The 19,511-nt window shown below is 74.7% G+C and carries 16 protein-coding genes; 11 read left to right on the top strand and 5 right to left on the bottom strand.

The window, feature by feature from the left end:
• The first annotated feature begins 61 nt into the window (after nucleotides 1-61).
• Nucleotides 62-970 carry a TIGR01777 family oxidoreductase gene (locus ACI79R_RS10000; RefSeq protein WP_456573454.1) on the top strand — a complete coding sequence of 303 codons (909 nt, stop codon included), beginning with the start codon at nucleotides 62-64 and terminating at the stop codon, nucleotides 968-970.
• Here the strand turns inward: ACI79R_RS10000 and ACI79R_RS09995 are convergent.
• Nucleotides 912-2,627: a serine/threonine-protein kinase gene (locus tag ACI79R_RS09995; RefSeq protein WP_456573453.1), complete on the bottom strand. Its 1,716-nt coding sequence runs from the start codon at nucleotides 2,625-2,627 to the stop codon at nucleotides 912-914. The two genes, ACI79R_RS10000 and ACI79R_RS09995, sit on opposite strands and share 59 nt — an antisense overlap.
• A gap of 119 nt (nucleotides 2,628-2,746) precedes the next feature.
• On the opposite strand from ACI79R_RS09995, the gene ACI79R_RS09990 reads away from it, so the two are divergent.
• Genes ACI79R_RS09990 through ACI79R_RS09975 form a run of 4 tightly spaced genes read left to right on the top strand, consistent with a single transcriptional unit; the run spans nucleotide 2,747 to nucleotide 5,788 of the window.
• Nucleotides 2,747-3,997, top strand: a complete 1,251-nt coding sequence (locus ACI79R_RS09990) for an NAD(P)/FAD-dependent oxidoreductase (RefSeq protein WP_456573452.1) — start codon at nucleotides 2,747-2,749, stop codon at nucleotides 3,995-3,997.
• Nucleotides 3,998-4,732 carry a Type 1 glutamine amidotransferase-like domain-containing protein gene (locus ACI79R_RS09985; RefSeq protein ID WP_456573451.1) on the top strand — a complete coding sequence of 245 codons (735 nt, stop codon included), beginning with the start codon at nucleotides 3,998-4,000 and terminating at the stop codon, nucleotides 4,730-4,732.
• Between the two features lie 21 nt (nucleotides 4,733-4,753).
• On the top strand, nucleotides 4,754-5,395 hold the full coding sequence (lipB, locus tag ACI79R_RS09980) for a lipoyl(octanoyl) transferase LipB (protein ID WP_456573450.1): 642 nt from the start codon (nucleotides 4,754-4,756) through the stop codon (nucleotides 5,393-5,395).
• Nucleotides 5,396-5,404: 9 nt separating this feature from the next.
• Entirely contained in the window at nucleotides 5,405-5,788 is a 384-nt protein-coding gene (locus ACI79R_RS09975; protein ID WP_456573449.1) for a PPOX class F420-dependent oxidoreductase, read from the top strand.
• 47 nt (nucleotides 5,789-5,835) lie between these two features.
• On the opposite strand, the gene leuS is transcribed toward ACI79R_RS09975, so the two are convergent.
• Together leuS and ACI79R_RS09965 are read right to left on the bottom strand one after the other, a co-directional pair.
• The gene (leuS, locus tag ACI79R_RS09970) at nucleotides 5,836-8,730 is read right to left on the bottom strand and encodes a leucine--tRNA ligase (RefSeq protein ID WP_456573448.1); all 2,895 of its coding nucleotides are present in this window, start codon (nucleotides 8,728-8,730) and stop codon (nucleotides 5,836-5,838) included.
• A 209-nt stretch (nucleotides 8,731-8,939) separates the two neighbouring features.
• Nucleotides 8,940-9,869 (bottom strand): LLM class F420-dependent oxidoreductase, encoded by a 930-nt coding sequence (locus tag ACI79R_RS09965; protein WP_456573447.1) that lies wholly within the window; start codon nucleotides 9,867-9,869, stop codon nucleotides 8,940-8,942.
• Between the two features lie 115 nt (nucleotides 9,870-9,984).
• Between ACI79R_RS09965 and ACI79R_RS09960 the strand changes: the two genes are divergently transcribed.
• The 3 genes from ACI79R_RS09960 (at nucleotide 9,985) to ACI79R_RS09950 (ending at nucleotide 13,050) form a co-directional block, all read left to right on the top strand.
• A complete protein-coding gene (locus ACI79R_RS09960) occupies nucleotides 9,985-11,076 on the top strand; it encodes a hypothetical protein (protein WP_456573446.1) in 1,092 nt (363 codons plus the stop codon).
• Nucleotides 11,077-11,160: 84 nt separating this feature from the next.
• A complete protein-coding gene (lipA, locus tag ACI79R_RS09955) occupies nucleotides 11,161-12,132 on the top strand; it encodes a lipoyl synthase (RefSeq protein WP_456573445.1) in 972 nt (323 codons plus the stop codon).
• Nucleotides 12,133-12,198: 66 nt separating this feature from the next.
• A complete protein-coding gene (locus ACI79R_RS09950) occupies nucleotides 12,199-13,050 on the top strand; it encodes a DUF4191 domain-containing protein (RefSeq protein WP_456573444.1) in 852 nt (283 codons plus the stop codon).
• 101 nt (nucleotides 13,051-13,151) lie between these two features.
• Here ACI79R_RS09950 and ACI79R_RS09945 read toward each other — a convergent pair whose 3' ends face one another.
• Complete coding sequence (locus ACI79R_RS09945) at nucleotides 13,152-13,574, bottom strand: RDD family protein (protein ID WP_456573443.1); 423 nt, start codon at nucleotides 13,572-13,574, stop codon at nucleotides 13,152-13,154.
• Between the two features lie 168 nt (nucleotides 13,575-13,742).
• Between ACI79R_RS09945 and glnA the strand changes: the two genes are divergently transcribed.
• The gene (glnA, locus tag ACI79R_RS09940) at nucleotides 13,743-15,179 is read left to right on the top strand and encodes a type I glutamate--ammonia ligase (protein WP_456573442.1); all 1,437 of its coding nucleotides are present in this window, start codon (nucleotides 13,743-13,745) and stop codon (nucleotides 15,177-15,179) included.
• Nucleotides 15,180-15,248: 69 nt separating this feature from the next.
• Here glnA and ACI79R_RS09935 read toward each other — a convergent pair whose 3' ends face one another.
• On the bottom strand, nucleotides 15,249-16,109 hold the full coding sequence (locus ACI79R_RS09935; protein ID WP_456573441.1) for an SDR family oxidoreductase: 861 nt from the start codon (nucleotides 16,107-16,109) through the stop codon (nucleotides 15,249-15,251).
• A gap of 74 nt (nucleotides 16,110-16,183) precedes the next feature.
• On the opposite strand from ACI79R_RS09935, the gene ACI79R_RS09930 reads away from it, so the two are divergent.
• Together ACI79R_RS09930 and ACI79R_RS09925 are read left to right on the top strand one after the other, a co-directional pair.
• Complete coding sequence (locus ACI79R_RS09930) at nucleotides 16,184-17,194, top strand: iron-containing redox enzyme family protein (RefSeq protein WP_456573440.1); 1,011 nt, start codon at nucleotides 16,184-16,186, stop codon at nucleotides 17,192-17,194.
• 208 nt (nucleotides 17,195-17,402) lie between these two features.
• A complete protein-coding gene (locus tag ACI79R_RS09925) occupies nucleotides 17,403-19,493 on the top strand; it encodes a fibronectin type III domain-containing protein (protein WP_456573439.1) in 2,091 nt (696 codons plus the stop codon).
• Nucleotides 19,494-19,511: the final 18 nt, after the last annotated feature.

Raw genomic sequence — 19,511 nt, 5'->3', positions numbered from 1 at the left:
TCCCCGGAGGGGCCCCGGCCTCTGCCGGGGCCCCTCCGCTGTCTGCTCGCGGAGGTGCTCGATGCGGATCGCGGTCACCGGCTCGTCCGGCCTGATCGGCTCCTCGCTGGTGCCGGCACTGCAGGACGACGGCCACGACGTCCTCCGGCTGGTCCGGCGCACGCCCCGCACCGCCGACGAGCACCGCTGGGACCCCCAGCACCGGCGGATCGACCCCGGTCTCCTGACCGACGTCGACGCGGTGGTGAACCTGGCCGGGGTCGGCATCGCCGACCGCCGCTGGAGCGAGAAGCACAAGCAGGCGGTGCTGCGCAGCAGGGTCGACGCGACCGCCACGATCAGCCAGGCCCTCGCCGACGCCGCGGCTGCCGATCCCGCCCGGGAGCGGGTGCTCCTGTCGGGATCCGCGGTCGGCTGGTACGGCGACACCGGTGACCGGATCGTCGACGAGCGCGCGCCGGCGGGCGCGGACTTCCTCTCCTCGGTCTGCGAGCAGTGGGAGGCCGCCACCGCCGCTGCTGCGGCCGCCCCCGGCGTACGGATGGTGACCCTGCGCACCGGCCTCGTGCTCGGCCGAGGAGGACTGCTCGGCCGGCTCGCCCCGCTGTTCCGCCTCGGGCTGGGCGGACGGCTGGGCTCCGGGCGGCAGTACTGGCCGTGGATCAGCCTCCGCGACGAGGTCGACGCCATCCGGTTCCTGCTCACCGCACCGGTGTCCGGCCCGGTCAACCTGACCGCCCCCGGCCCGGTCACCAACGCCGAGTTCACCCGCGTGCTCGCCCAGGTGCTGGACCGTCCTGCGGTACTGCCCGTGCCGGGCATCGCGTTGCGCATCGCCCTGGGCGAGTTCGCGGCCGTCGGGGTGCTGGCCGGGCAGCGTGCCGTTCCCGCAGCGCTGGAGTCCGCCGGGTTCACCTGGACCCACCGGGACCTGGGCGCGGCGCTGCGGGCGGCACTCGGCCGCGACTGAGCGGCTCGCCGAGCGCTGCGGCGGCGATCCGCCAGCCGTCCGGCGTCCGGACCAGCTCCAGCCGGACCGCGGCCTCCGCCCGTCCCGGCTGCATCCGCAGGGGTGGCCCGTCCGGCGCGGACGCCGCCAGCACGGCGTGCTCCGGTCGCCGGTCCACGGCCTCGACGACCGCCCGGTCACCGGTGACCGCCACCGACCGCACCTCGACGACCTCGGGAGCGAAGCCGCCGAGCACCTCGCCGGCCGCGGCCAGCGCAGCGACGGCCGCCCGGTCGGCCACGAGGAGCGGGCTGTCGGGCGTGTAGACGTCGTCCAGGGCCTCGGCCTCGGCCGTCCCGAACGCCTGGGCGCGCCGGTCGTAGAGCTCCGCCAGGAGGTCCGCCCAGCCCTCCGGGGTGACCGGGTCCTCCGACGCCGCCTCGCCGGGGCTCGGCGGTGAGGAGGCGGGCGTGGCAGTCGAGGGCGCTGCCGACGGGGACGGAGCCGCGGAGGAGGCAGGCGCGGGTCCGGGCGACCGGTCGGCCGAGGACACCGCCGGATCGGCCGACACCGGGTCGACCGCATCGGCCCCCCACCGGCCGCCCAGCCACACCGCGCCGGCCAGCACGGCGCCGAGGAGGAGCACCACGGCCGCCCGGCGCCGGGACACCGGGTCGGTCGCGAGCACCCGGCCGGCGAGCACCCGCCCGCGGCCACCGCGCCGCGCGCGGACGACCGGAGCCGGGCGGGGCCGGCGACCGGGCACCTCCGCGGTGAGCTCGGTCCTCGGCCGCGCTCCCGTACCTCCCGGCTCCTCCCCCGCGGCGCCGGCCCTGGCCAGCCGCACCGGCTCAGGGATGCACGCGTGCCGCAGGTCGAGCGCGAAGGCCGCGGCGGTCGGGCGGTCGTGCGGGTCCTCGGCCAGGCCGCTCCGGACCACCGCCAGCAACTCCTCCGGGGCCTCGGGTGCCAGGGCGGCGAGGTCCGGCAGCTCCCCGGCGGCGGCGACGGCCAGCACGTCGGCCGGGGTGGCCCCGTTCCACGGCGCCACCCCGGTGAGGGCGTGGAAGGCGGCGGCAGCGACTCCGAACACGTCGGAGGAGGGCCCGGGGGCGCCGCCCCGGGCGACGGTCGGGTCGACGTACGCCGGCGTCACCTCCGCCGCCGCGGCGTCCCCGATCACGCGCGCCACACCGAGGTCGGTCAGGACCGGGCGACCCTCGCCGGTGAAGACGACGTTGCCCGGGGACAGGTCACCGTGCACCACCCCCTGGTCGTGGGCGTGCGCGAGCGCGGCGGCCACCGGGGCCAGCGCGGTCACCACCTCGCCGGGCCGCAGCCTGCCGCGCCGGGCGATCAGCGCCGCCAGGCTGCCGCCCTCCAGCAGCTCGAGGACCAGGGCGACCCGGGCCCGGCCGCCCAGGCGCGGCTGGTGCACCACCTCCAGCAGCCGCACCAGGTGCGGGTGGTCGAGCTCCCCGAGCAGCGCGGCCTCACGGGCCTGCCGTTCCGGGTCGCCCGCGACCAGCACCTTGACCGCGACCGGGTCGCCGCCGGTGCGCGGCTCCGCCTCCCACACCTCTCCCGAACCACCGCGGCCGAGCAGCCGGCGCAGCCGGTAGCCCGGCACCGGCGGCGGAACGCCGAGGTCGGGGGCAGGAGGGCTGGCATCGGTCACGGGTCGGGACGGTAGGGCGGTCGGCGCCCCCGACGCGGCGGCTGTCCACAGGCGGCCCCGCCGTCCACAACGGCGGTGACCGACGGGTGGCACGCCGTCCAGCGGCATAGGTTCGTGCCGTGTCCCTCCCCACCCGCGCCGAGGTCGTGGTGGTCGGCGCGGGCCTCGCCGGGCTGTCGGCGGCGCACCGGCTGGCCGCCGCGGGGTGCGACGTGCACGTGCTCGAGGCGGGCGGGCACGCCGGAGGGCGGCTGGCCACCGCGGTCGTCGACGGGTTCGTCGTCGACCGCGGGTTCCAGGTGCTCAACACCGGCTACCCCCGCGTCGCCGACCTCGACCTGGCCGACCTCGACCTCGGGTGGTTCCTCTCCGGCGCGGTGGTGCGCGTCGACGGGCGGGCGCACCGCGTCGTCGACCCGCGGCAGCGCCCGCAGGACGCCGCCGCCACGCTGCGCTCGCCCATCGGCGGCCTGCCGGCCAAGGCGGCGATCGCCGCGTACTCGGCGCTGGCCGGCTACACGCCGGTCCCACTGTTGCTCCGGGCGCCGGAACGGACGGCCGAGCAGCGACTCCGCGGCGCCGGCGTGGGCGAGCCGGCGCTGGAGCGGTTCTTCCGGCCGTTCCTCGCCGGGGTGCTGCTCGAGGCCGAGCTGGCCACCTCCAGCCGCTACCTGGACCTGCTGTGGCGGAGCTTCGCCCGGGGCCGGATCGGGCTGCCGGCCCGGGGCATGCAGTCCGTCGGCGAGCAACTGGCCGGCCGGGTGGGCGCGGAGCGGATGCACCTGCGGGTCGCGGTCACGGCGGTGACCGGCACCTCGGTCACCACGGCGCAGGGGCAGGTCCGGGCCGACGCCGTCGTGGTCGCCACCGACCCGGCGACCGCGGCGGTCCTGGTGCCCGGCCTCGACGCGTCGGCGCCGCGGCAGGTGACCACGCACCTGCACGTGCTGCCGGCCTCGCCGTGGCCCGATCCGCTGATCGTGCTGGGCAGGCCCGGCGGACGGCTGGTCAACACCGTCGTGCTGACCGACGCGCAGCCGGCCTACGCCCCCGACGGCCGCGCGCTCGTCGCCAGCTCCAGCCTGGCCCCCACCCGGGAGGACGAGATCCGCGACGAGGTGGCGGAGCTGCACGGGGTCGTCACCGCCGACCTCGCCCACCTGACCACGGTCACCGTGCCCGGCGCGCAGCCGGCCGCGCTGCCGCCGCTGCAGCTGCGACGCCCCGTCGACCTCGGCAACGGCCTGTACGTCTGCGGCGACCACCGGGACACCCCGTCCATCCAGGGTGCGATGGCCAGCGGCGCGCGAACCGCGCGCGCCGTCCTCCACGCCCTGCGCCCGTCCGGCACGAACCGAGGAGCCGCCTGAGTGCCCGCCACCGCCCCCACCATCCTGGCCACCAGCATCGGCTTCGACTCGCGCGGCCGCGGGCCCTACGACTGGGCGCCCGGCCCGGTGTTCGACCTCGCGATCGAGCTCGCCGGGGCGCCCGAGCGGCCGCGGCTGTGCTACCTCGGCACCGCCACCGGCGACGACCCGGTCCGCCTCGCGGGGGTCTACGGGGCGTTCGCCGGCAGTTCCGTGCGGGTCAGCCACCTGAGCCTGTTCCCCATGCCCACGGTGCCCGACCTCCGCCGCCACCTGCTCGACCAGGACGTGGTGTGGGTGGGTGGGGGCAGCGTGGCCAACCTGCTCGCGGTGTGGCGGGTGCACGGTCTCGACGAGGTGCTGCGCGAGGTGTGGGAGGCCGGCGTCGTGCTCGGCGGGGTGTCGGCGGGGTCGCTGTGCTGGCACGTCGGCGGCACGACCGACTCCTACGGCCCCGACCTCCGGCCGGTCACCGACGGCCTGGGGCTGATCCCGACCTCCAACGGGGTGCACTACGACTCCGAGGCGCAGCGCCGGCCGCTGTACCACCGGCTGGTCGCCGACGGCACGCTGCCCGCCGGGCACGCCACCGACGACGGCGTCGGTCTCGTCTACCGCGGCACCGACCTGGTCGAGGCGGTGGCCGACCGTCCGGGCAAGGCCGCCTACCGGGTGGCACGCGGTCCCGGCGGCGACGCCGTCGAGACGCGGGTCGAGCCGCGCCGGCTGCGCTGACGACGGGCATAGGCTGGGCCCGTGAGCGAGCTGCGCGTGATCCGGGCTGGCACGGTTCCCTACGAGGAGGCCTGGGCCATGCAGCGCGAGCTGCACGCCGCCCGGGTGGCCGGAAAGGGCCCCGACGCCCTGCTGCTGCTGGAGCACCTGCCGGTGTACACCGCCGGCAGGCGCACGGAGCCGCACGAGCGGCCGTTCGACGGCACCCCGGTCATCGACGTCGACCGCGGCGGGAAGATCACCTGGCACGGCCCCGGCCAGCTCGTCGGATATCCGATCGTCGCGCTGCCCGATCCGGTGGACGTCGTCGCGCACGTCCGCCGGCTGGAGCAGGCGCTGATGGAGGTCTGCGCCGATCTGGGCCTGGCGACCGAGCGCGTCGAGGGTCGCAGCGGGGTGTGGGTCCGTGCCGACGCGCGCGGCCCCGACCGCAAGGTCGCCGCGATCGGCGTCCGGGTCGCCCGGGGGGTCACCATGCACGGCTTCGCGCTCAACTGCGATCCCGACATGGCGGCGTTCTCGAACATGATCCCGTGCGGCATCGTCGACGCCGGCGCGACGTCCCTGAGCGCGGAGCTGGGCCGCGACGTCCCGGTCGGCGAGGTCATCGACGCGGTCGAGACGGCGATGCGGCGGGTCCTCTCCCCCGTCGTCGCCGGCTGACCGCGCCGCATGGCTGCGCTCCCGCACAGCACCTACGTCAGCCTCACCACGTTCCGGCGCACCGGCGCCGCCGTCCCCACCCCGGTGTGGGCGGCGCCGGACGGCGACTCGCTCGTCGTCTGGACCCGCGCCGACTCCGGCAAGGTCAAGCGGCTGCGGCACACGGCACGGGTGACCGTGGCCCCGTGCGACGTCCGCGGCCGGGTGCGCGGGCCGGCCGTCGAGGCCACCGGCGAGTTCGTCGACCGCGCGGAGTGGCCGCAGGCCCTGGCAGCGCTGCGCCGCACCTACGGCCTGCGCTTCCAGCTGGGCTACGTCGCCTCACGGCTGTGGCACCGGCTCACCCGGCGCGGCACCGAGCGACACGCGATCCTGCGCATCCGGCCGGCCTGAGCGGAGTGGCAGGGGCGCGTTCCCCGCGCCCTGCCACTCCGCCCGGCTCAGCCGACGACGAAGTTGACCAGCCGGCCGGGCACCGCGACGACCCGCCGCACCGTCTTCCCCTCCAGCTGGGCGGCCACCTTCTCCTCCGCCCGCGCGGCCGCCTCCAGCGCCGCGGCGTCCGCGTCGGCCGGCACGGTGACCTGGGCACGCACCTTGCCGTTGACCTGGACGGCGACCTCCACGGTGTCCTCGACCAGCCACCGCTCGTCGGCCACCGGGAACGGCGCCCACGCCAGCGACTCGGCGTGGCCCAGCCGCGCCCACAGCTCCTCGGCCACGTGCGGGGCCAGCGGCGCGACCATCAGCACCAGGGGCTCGGCCACCGAGCGCGGCACCGGCCTGTCCGCACCGTAGGTCGCGGTCAGCGCGTTGGTCAGCTCGGTGATCCGTGCGATCGCGATGTTGAACCGCAGCGTGCTCATGCCGTCGCGCACGCCCGCGATCGCCCGGTGCAGGGCGCGCGAGGTGTCGTCGTCGGGCTGCACGTCGTCGGCGGCCCGGACCGCGCCGGTCTCCTCGTCGACGACGACCCGCCAGATCCGCTGCAGCAGCCGCTGCGAGCCGACCACGGCCTTGGTCTCCCACGGCCGCGACTGCTCCAGCGGCCCAGTCGACATCTCGTAGACCCGGAAGGTGTCCGCGCCGTAGGCGCCGATCATCTCGTCCGGCGTGACCATGTTCTTCAGGCTCTTGCCGATCTTCCCGTACTCACGGTTGACCGGCTTGCCCTCGTACAGGAACTGCCCGTCGGACTCCACCACCTCCGCGGCGGGCACGTAGAAGCCCCGCTCGTCGGTGTAGGCGTAGGCGGAGATGTAACCCTGGTTGACCAGCCGGCGGAACGGCTCCTCGCTGGAGACGTAGCCCAGGTCGAACAGCACCTTGTGCCAGAACCGGGCGTACAGCAGGTGCAGCACCGCGTGCTCGACGCCACCGACGTACAGGTCCACGCCGCCGACGTCACCGGGCTCGCGCGGGCCCAGCCAGTAGCGCTCCAGCTCCGGGTCGACCATCTGGGTGTCGTCGCCGGGGTCCAGGTAGCGCAGGTAGTACCAGCAGGAGCCGGCCCAGTTGGGCATCGTGTTGGTCTCGCGCCGGTAGCGCCGGGGCCCGTCGCCCAGGTCCAGCTCGACCGTCGTCCACTCGCTGGCCCGGGACAGCGGCGGCTCGGGTGCGGAGTCGGCGTCGTCGTCGGCGAAGGTCTTCGGCGAGTAGTCGTCGACCTCGGGCAGCAGCACCGGCAGCATCGACTCCGGCACCGCCCGCGGCAGACCGTCCTCGCCGTACACGATCGGGAACGGCTCACCCCAGTACCGCTGCCGGCTGAACAGCCAGTCGCGCAGCTTGTAGGTGGTGGTGGCCTCGCCGTGGCCCTTGGCGACCAGCCAGTCGGTCACCGCCGCGATCGCCGCGGCCTTGTCCTCCAGGCCGTCCAGCGAGATCTCCTCGTTGGACGAGTTGATCATCGGGCCGCTGCCGGTGTAGGCGCCGCCGTCGAAGCCCTCCGGCGGCTGCACCGTCCGCACGACCGGCAGGCCGAAGACCTCGGCGAACTCCCAGTCGCGGGTGTCCTCACCGGGCACCGCCATGATCGCGCCGGTGCCGTAGCCGGTCAGCACGTAGTCGGCGATGAACACCGGCAGCTCGCCGCCGGTCAGCGGGTTGACCGCCGTCACGCCCAGCCAGACGCCGGTCTTCTCCCGGCCCTCGGCCTGGCGGTCCAGCTCCGACCGGCGGGAGGCCTGCCGCTGGTAGGCCGCCACGGCCTCGCGGGGCGTGGCCGCGCCGGCGGTCCAGCGGGGGTCGGTGCCGTCGGGCCAGGCGTCGGCGGTCAGCTCGCCGACCAGCGGGTGCTCCGGCGCCAGCACCATGTAGGTGGCGCCGAACAGGGTGTCGGGGCGGGTGGTGAAGACCTCGATGGACCGGTCGCCGCAGGCGAACCGGATGCGCGCGCCGGTCGAGCGGCCGATCCAGTTGCGCTGCATCTGCTTCAGCGAGTCCGACCAGTCCAGCCGGTCCAGGTCGGCCAGCAGGCGCTCGGCGTAGGCGGTGATCCGCATCATCCACTGCTTCAGCGGACGCCGGAACACGGGGAAGTTGCCCCGCTCGGACCGGCCGTCCGGGGTGACCTCCTCGTTGGACAGCACGGTGCCCAGCCCGGGGCACCAGTTGACCGGTGCCTCGTGCAGGTAGGCCAGCCGGTGCGCGTCGACGACCGCACGCTTCTCGACGTCGGACAGCTCCGCCCACGGCCGGCCGGACGGGTTGGTGCCCTCCGCCGGCTCCCGGGTACCGGCGTCCAGCTCGGCGACCAGCTCCTCGATCCGCCGCGCCCTGCCGGCGGTCTCGTCGAACCAGGAGCCGAAGATCTGCAGGAAGATCCACTGGGTCCACTTGTAGTAGCCCGGATCGATCGTGGCGAAGGACCGCCGGTCGTCGTGGTCGACGCCCAGCCGGCGCAGCTGCGCCCGGATCGCGGCGATGTTGGCCTCGGTGGTCACCCGCGGGTGCTGCCCGGTCTGGACGGCGTACTGCTCGGCCGGCAGCCCGAAGGCGTCGTAGCCCATCGGGTGCAGCACGTTGTCGCCGTCCATCCGGCGGAACCGGCTGGTGACGTCGGTGCCCAGGTAGCCCAGCGGGTGCCCGACGTGCAGGCCCGCCCCCGAGGGGTACGGGAACATGTCCATGGCGAAGTACTTGGGCCGGTCGGCGACCCGCTCGAAGCCCGCGGCCAGCCGGCCGGTCGGGTTGGGCGTGTGGAAGGTGCCCTCGCGCTCCCACCGGTCCTGCCACGCCAGCTCGATCTCCTGGGCCAGCGCCGGCGTGTAGCGGTGCGGCGGCACCCCGTCGCCGGTCGGGTCGGTGGTGGGCTGGCTCGCCGTCTGGCTCATCGTCGGGCTCCGGGGTCGTCTGCGGGTGCTGCTGCGGGCGGACATGAAAAGACCCCTCGCACAGGAGGGGTCGCCGCGCTGTCGAACGGGTCGGTCAGCGCGGCCGGTGGAGCAGGAGCCGCCGCCCGGTCACGCGATCACTCTACCGCCGCGGCTCACGGGCCCGGGCGGTGCTCGGGGCGGCCGCGAGCCGGCGGCCGCCCCGAGCGTCAGCCGAGCTGCGGCGCGACCTCGGCGGCCACCAGGTCCAGGTGGTCGAGGTCGGCGAGGTCCAGCACCTGCAGGTACACCCGCTCGGCGCCGGCCTCGGCGTAGCGGCCGATCACGTCGACCGCCTCGGCGGGGGTGCCGGCCACCCCGTGCTCGCGGAGCTCGTCGACCTCGCGGCCGATGGCCGCGGCCCGCCGGGCGATCTCGGCCTCGTCGCGCCCGACGCACAGGACCAGCGCGGAGCTGAACACCATGGAGCCCGGGTCGCGGCCGGACTCCTCGCAGGCGGCCCGGACCCCGGCGAACAGGCGGGTGTTCTCCTCGACCGGCGAGAAGGGCACGTTGAACTCCGCGGCGTAGCGGGCCGCCAGACGCGGGGTCCGGCGGGCGCCCTTGCCGCCGATCACGATCGGGATGCCACCCTCCTGCACCGGCTTGGGCAGGGCCGGTGAGTCCTGGACGCGGTAGTGCTCGCCGGCGAAGTCGAAGGTCTCCCCGAGCGGCGTCCGCCACAGCCCGTCGACGATGGCGAGCTGCTCCTCGAACCGGTCGAAGCGCTCCCCCACCTCCGGGAACGGGATGCCGTAGGCCTCGTGCTCGGCCTGGAACCAGCCGGCGCCGAGGCCGAGCTCGACGCGCCCGCCGCTCATCTGGTCCACCTGGGCGACGGAGATCGCCAGCGGCCCGGGCAGCCGGAAGGTCGCCGCGGTCACGAGCGTGCCCAGCCGGATGCGGCTGGTCTCCCGGGCCAGGCCGGCGAGGGTGAGCCAGGCGTCGGTCGGGCCGGGCAGCCCGGTGCCACCCATCGTCAGGTAGTGGTCGGATCGGAAGAAGGCGTCGAAGCCGCACTCCTCGGTGCGGCGGGCGACGGCCAGCAGGTCGTCGTAGGTGGCACCCATCTGGGGCTCGGTGAAGATGCGTAGCTGCACCCGCCGACGCTAACCAGCGCCGTCCCGGCCCGCCGATCCGGCGCCCGCTCGGGGTGTGCTCATCGCGATCACCGGGCAGGATGGCCGCCGAGTCGATCAACCGGAGGTGCATCCCGTGTTCCGCAAGAAGACCCGCGGCCAGGTCATCGGCGCCGAACTCCAGGAGGGCTTGAGCCACATCGGGGTGGCGGTCACCGAGGCAGGGCGGGCGGCGGCGGAACAGCTGGCGCCGCGCATCGAGGCCGCGCGTGACGCGGCCGGCCCCGCCCTGGAGGCCGCCCGCGAGGCCGTCGTCCCCAAGGTCGCCGCCGCCGTCGCCGTCGCCGCGCCCGCCGTGGCCTCCGCCCGCGAGGCGCTCGGGCCCCGCGTCGAGGCCACCCGCGACGCCCTCGCCCCCCGGGTCGAGGCCGCGCTCGAGGCCCTCGCCCCCCGCGTGGAGGCCGCCCGCGAGGCGGCCGGTCCCGCGGTGACCTCCGCCGTGGCGGCCGCGACCGCGGCGGCCACCAAGGCCGCGGCCGACCTCGCGCCGCGCGTCGAGGCCGCGCAGAAGGCCGCCCAGAAGGCACTGACCACCGAGGTGCTGCCCCGGGTCGCCGCCGCCCGCGAGGCGGTGAGCCCCGCCCTGGAGAACGCCCGCGGCACGCTGGCCGCCGGGCTGGAGACGGCCCGCACCGAGCTGGAGACCCGCCGCGACGAACTCGTGGCCGCGACGGGTCTGGCGGCCAAGGAGACGGGTAGGAAGGCGAAGAAGGCCCGCAAGCAGGCCAAGAAGAAGGCCGACGCCAAGGCGGCGAAGGCCGCGGCCAAGGCCAGGGCGAAGGCGGGGCTGGAGACGCGGTCGCGGCGCTGGCCCTGGCTGCTGGCGATCGCGGCAGCGGTCGCGGCGGTCGCCGTCCTCCGCCGCCGCTCCGACGACACGTGGACTCCTGCGCCGGCCGGCGACGGGCCCGTGCCCAGCTACCGAGAGGACCCCGTGCCCAGTTCCCCGAGCAACGACATGTCCGGCAAGACCGTCTCCGACGCCCAGTTCGAGGCCGGCGACTCCGCACCCGACGAGTCCGACATGGGCATCCGCGACGCGCAGAACGTCGCCGGCGACGACAACACCGGGGCCACCGACCCGACCGAGACCGCGCCGGAGCCGTTCACCAGCGGCGGCAACCTCTCCGGCGGTGCGACCGCGGGTCCCGACGACAAGCAGGTCTGACCGCCCGCTGCCCGTCCGACACCGCCCCCGGCGCCTGCCCGCAGGCACCGGGGGCGGTGTGCGTCCGGGAGTACCGTGCAGGGCATGAGTGATCCGGTGGCCACCACGTCCTCCCCCTCGGAGATCGGGCCCGCCGGCCGCAAGTTGCTGCGCCTGGAGGTGCGCAACAGCCAGGTGCCCATCGAGCGCAAGCCCGAGTGGATCAAGACCCGGCTCAGGACCGGCCCCGAGTACACCGAGCTCAAGTCGCTGGTCCGCCGCGAGGGCCTGCACACGGTGTGCGAGGAGGCCGGCTGTCCCAACATCTACGAGTGCTGGGAGGACCGGGAGGCGACGTTCCTCATCGGCGGTGACCAGTGCACCCGCCGCTGCGACTTCTGCCAGATCGACACCGGCAAGCCCGCCGAGTTCGACGCCGACGAGCCGCGCCGGGTCGCCGAGAGCGTCGCCACCATGGGCCTGAAGTACGCCACCGTCACCGGCGTCGCCCGCGACGACCTGCCCGACGGCGGCGCCTGGCTCTACGCCGAGACGGTCCGGCAGATCCACGCGGCCCTGCCCGGCTGCGGCGTGGAGCTGCTCATCCCCGACTTCAACGCCGACCCCGACCAGCTGGCCGAGGTGTTCTCCTCCCGGCCGGAGGTGCTCGCGCACAACGTCGAGACCGTGCCGCGGATCTTCAAGCGGATCCGGCCCGGCTTCCGCTTCGAGCGCTCCCTGGCCGTCATCACCGCGGCCCGCGAGGCCGGCCTGGTCACCAAGTCCAACCTGATCCTGGGCATGGGCGAGGAGCCGGCGGAGGTCGTCGAGACGATGCGCGCCCTGCACGAGGCCGGCTGCGACCTGCTCACCATCACCCAGTACCTGCGGCCCTCGCCGCGGCACCACCCCGTCGTCCGCTGGGTCAAGCCCGACGAGTTCGTCGAGTTCCAGGCCGAGGCGGAGCGGATCGGCTTTCCCGGGGTGCTCGCCGGGCCGCTCGTGCGCAGCTCGTACCGGGCCGGCCGGCTGTACCAGCAGGCGATCGAGGCGCGCGGGCTGGCCGGCCGCGCCTGACCCCTGCGGGTCGGCCGGTGCGCGCCGTCCTCCGGAGCGGATGCCGGGCGCCCCTATCCTGGGGACATGGCACGCAGCAAGCCCACCGACTCCCCCGCTCCGACCGGCAAGGCCGGCCGGGGCCCCAGCGCGGGCGGCCGCGGCCGGTCCGGGGGTGCGACGGCATCGGGCCGGGCGGCCCGCGGGGCCGAGAAGGCCGAGGGCAAGCTCGGCAAGGACGGCAAGCCGAAGGTCGGCCGGCTGAAGCGGGCCGGCAACCAGGCCCGCATGATCAAGCAGGCCTACTCGCTGACCTACAAGAACGACCCCAAGCTGCCGTGGATCATGCTCATCGCCTTCGTGGTGGTGGCCGGCCTGATCGAGCTGATCGGCATCCTGCTCGGGGCGCCGTTCCTGACGCTCGTCATCGCCATCCCCTTCGGCCTGCTGGCCGCGCTGGTCGTCTTCGGCCGCCGCGCGCAGGGCTCGGCCTACCGGCAGGTGGAGGGCCAGCCCGGCGCCGCCGCGTGGGTGCTCGAGGGCATGCGCGGTGACTGGCGGGTGACCTCCGGCGTGGCCGGCACCACCCAGCTCGACGCCGTCCACCGGGTGCTGGGCCGGCCCGGGGTCATCCTGGTCGCGGAGGGCGTGCCGTCCCGCGTGCGCAGCCTGCTGGCGCAGGAGAAGAAGAAGATCGCCCGCGTCGTCGGTGACACCCCGATCTACGACATCATCGTCGGGGACGACGAGGGCCAGATCCCGCTGCGCAAGCTCAGCGCGCACGTCATGAAGCTGCCCCGCAACCTCTCCGGCGCCGAGCTCAACGCGCTCGGCAAGCGCATGGCCGCGCTCGGCGGCCAGCGGATGCCGGTGCCCGGCGGCCCGCTGCCCGGCGGCCGGCAGATGTCGGTGAGCCAGCGGCAGGTCCGCCGGCGGTAGTCGCCCGCGCCGTCCTGTGCAGGCATAGGAGGCTTCGCGCACGTCCTGGAGCCCAAGACGTGCGTAGAGCCTCCTATGCCTTGGGGGCGGGAGGTCCTCCCTCAGCGCTCCCGGACGACGGCGGTGTCGGTCAGCCGGTCGTGCAGCCCCCGCCCGTCGGCGTCGACCACCAGCGCCGGCACCAGCAGGCACAGCAGCGCGGTGCGGACGACGCCGCGCCACAGCGCCAGCCGCTCGCCCTCCCGCGGATGTGCCAGGCGCAGGGAGAACAGCCGCATGCCCGGCGTCTGCCCGACGGCGACCAGGCTGACGACGGTGATCAGCGCGAAGGCCAGCAGGCTCCAGTTCCCGGGGAACGACGGCGCGGTGAAGGCGCCGGCCACCAGGGCCGAGGCGATGGCGTCGACGAAGAAGGCGCCCAGCCGGCTGCCGAACGTCGCCAGGGAGCCCGGCCCCTCGGCCGGCAACCCCAGGGAGGCGCCGCGCCGACGCTCCTGAGAGGGTGGCTGCGCATCCCTGACCATGACCGCAAGCGTAGGACCCCGCCCCCGCGGCACCCCGAGCAGCGCCGACCGCTCCCCCGCCCGACACGCCGGGGCGCGGTGTTACCGGACGGAAACACGGGAGACACCCGGGGGGAACGGCGCGCTCTTAGCGTGTTCGACGGCTGTCCGCCCAATCCCGGAGGATCGATGTTCACCAGTCCCGACGAGGTCGCCGCCTACATCCGCGACAACGACGTCGAGTTCGTCGACGTGCGCTTCTGCGACCTGCCCGGCGTCATGCAGCACTTCACCATCCCGGCGTCGACGTTCGGCGAGGACACCTTCTCGGACGGCCTGGGCTTCGACGGCTCCTCGATCCGCGGTTTCCAGGCGATCAACGAGTCGGACATGCTGCTGCTGCCCGACGCCAACAGCGCGTTCGTGGACCCGTTCCGCAAGCACAAGACGCTGAACGTCAACTTCTTCATCCACGACCCGATCACCCGCGAGGCCTACAGCCGCGACCCGCGGAACGTGGCGAAGAAGGCCGAGGCCTACCTGGCCAGCAGCGGGATCGCCGACACCGCGTACTTCGGCCCCGAAGCCGAGTTCTACGTCTTCGACTCGATCCGGCACTCGACCGGCATCAACGAGGGCTACTACCACATCGACTCGGTCGAGGGCTCCTGGAACACCGGGTCGCCGACCGGCGAGAACGGCGTCGGCCCGAACCTGGGCTACAAGGCCCGGATGAAGGGCGGGTACTTCCCCGTCGAGCCCTACGACCAGCAGAGCGACCTGCGCGCCGACATGATGGTCAACCTGGCCCGCGCCGGCCTGGAGCTCGAGCGCGGCCACCACGAGGTGGGCACCGGCGGCCAGGCGGAGATCAACTACAAGTTCGACACGCTGCTGCGCTCGGCCGACAGCCTGATGCTGTTCAAGTACATCATCAAGAACACCGCCTGGGCGCACGGCAAGACCGCCACCTTCATGCCCAAGCCGCTGTTCGGTGACAACGGCTCGGGCATGCACTGCCACCAGAGCCTCTGGAAGGACGGCGAGCCGCTCTTCCACGCCGAGACCGGCTACGCGGGCCTGTCCGACACCGCCCGCCACTACATCGGCGGCCTGCTGGCCCACGCCCCGTCGCTGCTGGCCTTCACCAACCCGACGGTCAACAGCTACCACCGCCTGGTGCCCGGCTACGAGGCCCCGATCAACCTCGTCTACTCGGCCCGCAACCGCTCGGCCTGCTGCCGCATCCCGATCTCGGGTGACAGCCCCAAGGCCAAGCGCATCGAGTTCCGCGTGCCCGACCCGTCGGCCAACCCCTACCTCGCCTTCTCGGCGATGCTGATGGCCGGCCTCGACGGCATCAAGAACAAGATCGAGCCGCCGGCCCCGGTCGACAAGGACCTCTACGAGCTGCCGCCCGAGGAGGCCCTGGGCATCGAGAAGGTGCCGGCCTCGCTGGACGCCGTCCTCGACCGGCTCGAGGTCGACCACGAGTACCTCATCGACGGCGGGGTGTTCACCCCCGACCTGATCGAGACGTGGATCGAGTACAAGCGGGAGAACGAGATCGACCCGATCCGCCTGCGCCCGCACCCGCACGAGTTCGCGATGTACTACGACATCTGATCGACCGTCCCACCCGCCGCGGCCCCCGACCTCCTGCGAGGTCGGGGGCCGCGGTGCGTGCGGGCCGCCTCAGCCGGTGCGCTCGTCGACCATCCGGTCGGTGCCCCGGCGGATCCGGTCGGCCTGCCGCGACAGGACGACGTCGAGCAACCGGTCGACCGGGGGCACCTCACCGAGGCGGGCGATCCCGAACCACCGCGGGACGGCGACGGTGCGCGACCACGGCGAGGTCAGGCACCGGCCGATCTGGACGGCGACCCGCTCCGGCGCGATGCCCGGCGAGAGCCGCCCCGGGGCGTCGGCGTCCGACACCGGCGGCGCGCCCCGGCCGCGGACCAGCCACTCGGTGGAGACCGGCCCCGGGTTGATGCTGTGCACCCGCACGCCGCGCGCGGTCAGCTCGCGGCGCAGGCCCTTCACGAGGCCGACCACGCCGGCCTTGGTCGCCGAGTAGACCGTCAGCGGGGGCACCTGCGACCAGCCGGCGGCCGAGGCGACGCAGACGACGTCCGCGCGGCCGCGCCCGGCCGCCGCGGCCAGCAGGTGCGGCAGCGCCAGCCGGGTCAGCTCGGCCACACCGGTGAGGTTGAGCGCGATCATCCCCTCGACCGCCTCGCCCGGCGTGTCCTCCAGGAGCGCGGCGTACCCCAGCCCGGCGTTGTGGACGACGGCGTCGAGCCGGCCGTGCTCGGTCAGCACGCGGTCGAGCAGGGCCGTCCGGTCCCGGCCGTCGGCCACGTCGGCGACCACCCCCGTGACGCCCGGCAGCCCGGCCAGCGCCTCCTCGAGCCGGTCACCACCCCGCGCGCAGGTGACCACGCGCGCGCCGGCGGCGGCCAGCCGGGTCACCGTGGCCCGGCCGATGCCGGCACTGCCGCCGGTCACCAGGACCACCCGGTCGGAGAGAGGGGACGAGGGGTCGCGTCGCATGGGCATGTCCTACCCGCGGGCGACCTCGCACACAGGGGTGCATCGATCGTCGCCCGGCTGGGCATGGCCGGGTCATGCAGCTCCCTGAGCCACGGGGTCCTCTCGGTGATGCCCTGACCACCGCCCTGACCACCGGCGAGCTCCCCGCGACCACCGTGACGCTGGCCGGGCGAGTGGCCCGGACCAGCGCGGACCCGCTCGGCGACGAGGACCTCCAGCTGTCCCTGGCCGTCTGCTACGAGCTGCACTACCGCGGCTTCGACGGCGTCGACGACGGCTGGGAGTGGGATCCGGCGCTGCTCACGCTGCGGGCACACCTGGAGAGGGCGCACAGCACCGCGCTGCGCGAGCTGGTCGGCCCCCTTACGGTGACCGGCGATCCGGTCGACCGGCAGCTGACCGCGCTCATCGCCGCGGACGACGGCCCGTCGCTGTCCAGCTACATGGCCAAGCGCGGCACGCTCGAGCAGTGGCGCGAGTACCTGACGCTGCGCTCGGTCTACCACCTCAAGGAAGGCGATCCCCACACCTTCGCCATCCCGCGGCTGGGTGGCCGCACCAAGGCTGCGATGGTGGAGATCCAGGCCGACGAGTACGGCGGCGGCTCGCCGCAGCGGATGCACAGCGAGCTGTTCGCGGGCCTGATGCGGGACCTGGAGCTGGACAGCGGCTACGGCGCGCTCTGGGACGCCGCGCCGGCGCCGGCCTTCGCGTCGGTGAACACCATGTCGCTGTTCGGGCTGCACCGCCGCTGGCGAGCGGCCGCCCTGGGCCACCTGACCGCCGTGGAGATGACCTCCTCGGAGCCGAGCCGCCGCTACTCCGCGGGGCTGCGCCGGCTGGGCTTCGACGAGTCGACGACGGTGTTCTACGACGAGCACGTGGAGGCCGACGCCGTCCACGAGCAGATCGCCGCGGTCGACATGTGCGGCTCGCTGGTGGCCGAGTTCCCCGAGCTCACCGGTGACGTGCTGTTCGGGGCCGCGTGCGCCCTGGCCGCCGACGGGCTGACCGCGCGCCACCTGCTGGGGGCGTGGGAGTCGGGCCGGTCGGCGCTGCGCACAGCGGGTCCGCTCGCCGCCTGAGCACCCTGGCAGCTCGTGCGGCGGTGGGCGTCATCACACGTCACGATCCGACAGCAACGGCGCGTCGACGACCTGACGCTTGGTGCGTTTCCGTGACTGGTTGCTCCACGCATTGTGACGGTGTGGTCCGAGGTGACAGCGGGGCGCCGGCCCGCGCGTCGTCGCTGACGTCGACGGTGCGTGATCAGCGGTGACTTAGCGTCGCCGCATGACCACACGAACCCACGGGGGTGGACGCGCGACGCGCTGGGCGTCGGCGGCCCTCGGACTGGCCGTGACGCTGGGCGTCACCGGCCTCACCGTGCTGGGCGGCGCGACCGCCGCCTCGGCCGGCAACGACCAGCACGGCCAGCCCGAGGTCGTCCTCAATCCCGGCGGAGGCCAGGACGCCGGTGGCGCCGACGGGCTGCGCATCGTCCTCAACCGCGGCGACTCGAGCGCGCGCGGAGGCGACCAGCTCCACTTCGCCGGCACCTACCAGTACTGCTGCACCGCCGTCGCCCCGATGCTGAGCATCGGCGGTGACCTCTACGGCGAGGCCGGCCCCGCGTACGACGACGGCGACGGGACGGCCGCCAGCTTCACCGGCCTGTCCGTCGTCTCGACCTCGGGCGCGGCGAGCACCACCGGCGGCACGGCCACCGGCGACGCCTCGGCCACCCTCCGGTACACCGTCGAGCGCGGCGGGCTGACCTACACGATGGACCGCACGGTCAGCTACACCTACCCCAACGACTACTTCACCGACCGGTACACCTTCACCATCCCGGCCGGCAACAGCGAGGTCGTCCGCTTCTACAAGGGCGGCGACACCGCACCCGGCTCCAGCGACGAGGGCTACGGCATCCAGCTGACCAGCCCGGTGCGCTCGGTCATCTCGCTGAACCCCAGCTCGCACATCCAGGTCGGCGAGCGGGAGATCCCCGGGGAGAAGCCGTTCGACGGCGCCCGGGCCGCGGACTACTGGGACCCGTACGAGGTCGTGGCCGCCGGCCAGGACATCGGCTTCGTCACCGAGACCGAGTCGCACGACGCCGGCCTCATGGTCCAGTGGGACCTCGGCACCACCGCGGGGACGCAGACCCACGCCATGGAGACGTTCGTCAACTTCCAGGGAGCCAGCCTGACCGCGGCCTTCCGCGCGAGCACCGCCGCGCCCGGCGCCCCGGTGCTGCTGGACCTCAACGTGGTCAACACCGCGCTGGAGCCGACCAGCCCCATCGGCTACACCTTCGCCCTCCCGGCCGGGCTCACCGTCGCTGCCGGCGCCCCGGTGAACGGCTGCGGCGGCACGCTCACCGCGTCCGCCGGGGCCGGCAGCATCACGCTGGCCGGCGGCAGCGTGGGCGCCACGACCAACTGCGTGACCTCGGTGCCGGTCACCGCGTCGTCCGACGGCTCGTACGCGATCGCCCGGGGTTCGGCGAGCGCGCTGACCGGTCTGTCCAACGGCGTCGGCAGCTCCACGCTCACCGTCAGCACCCCGTCGACGCCGGTCACTCCTCCCGTGGTGACGACCCCGCCGTCGCCCACCGCCCCCGGCGCCCCGGGCACGCTGACCGCCGCGGCCGAGCGCTCCTCGATCCGCGTCTCGTGGACCCCGCCGTCCTCCGGCACGGCGGCCGCCCGCTACCGCGTCACCGCCACCCCGGGCCAGGCCACCTGCACCACGACCGGCACCTCCTGCGTGCTGGGCGGGGAGGCCGACACCGCCTACACGATCTCGGTCGTGGCGGTCTCCGCCGAGGGCCTGAGCGGCCCGGCCGCGACCGTGGTGACCACGGCCGTCGCCGAGCCGGAGGTGCCGTCGTCCCCGCCGGACCCGGCCACGACGACGGACCTCACCACCGACAAGGGCGACCTGACCACGGCCGAGCCGGGCCAGGAGATCACCCTCATCGGCCACGGCTTCCTGCCGTACTCGACGGTCACCCTCGTCGTCTACTCCACGCCGCAGACCCTCGGCTACGCGACCACCGACGCCAACGGGAACTTCGTGAAGACGATCCGGGTGCCGACGACGCTGGCCGCGGGCCAGCACACGCTGGTCGCCTACGGCGTGGACCCGGACGGCGACCCGCACAGCATGGCCATGGCCATCACCGTGGGCGAGCCGGGTGCGACCCCCGTCGCCTCCAGCACGGTCACCGGCGGCCTCGCCTACACCGGCACCCCGTTCGAGGCCGTCCCGGTGGCCGTCGCCGGCGGCCTGCTGCTCGTCGCCGGTGCGGCCCTGGTGGTCACCGGCCGCCGGCGCCGCGCGGTCGGCACGGCGGTGGAGCCGCGGCCGGCCGACTGACCGGCTGCGCGCTCCGCG

The sequence above is a fragment of the Blastococcus sp. SYSU D00820 genome (genome assembly GCF_054050695.1).
This window is presented reverse-complemented; position numbering and strand designations above follow the sequence as displayed.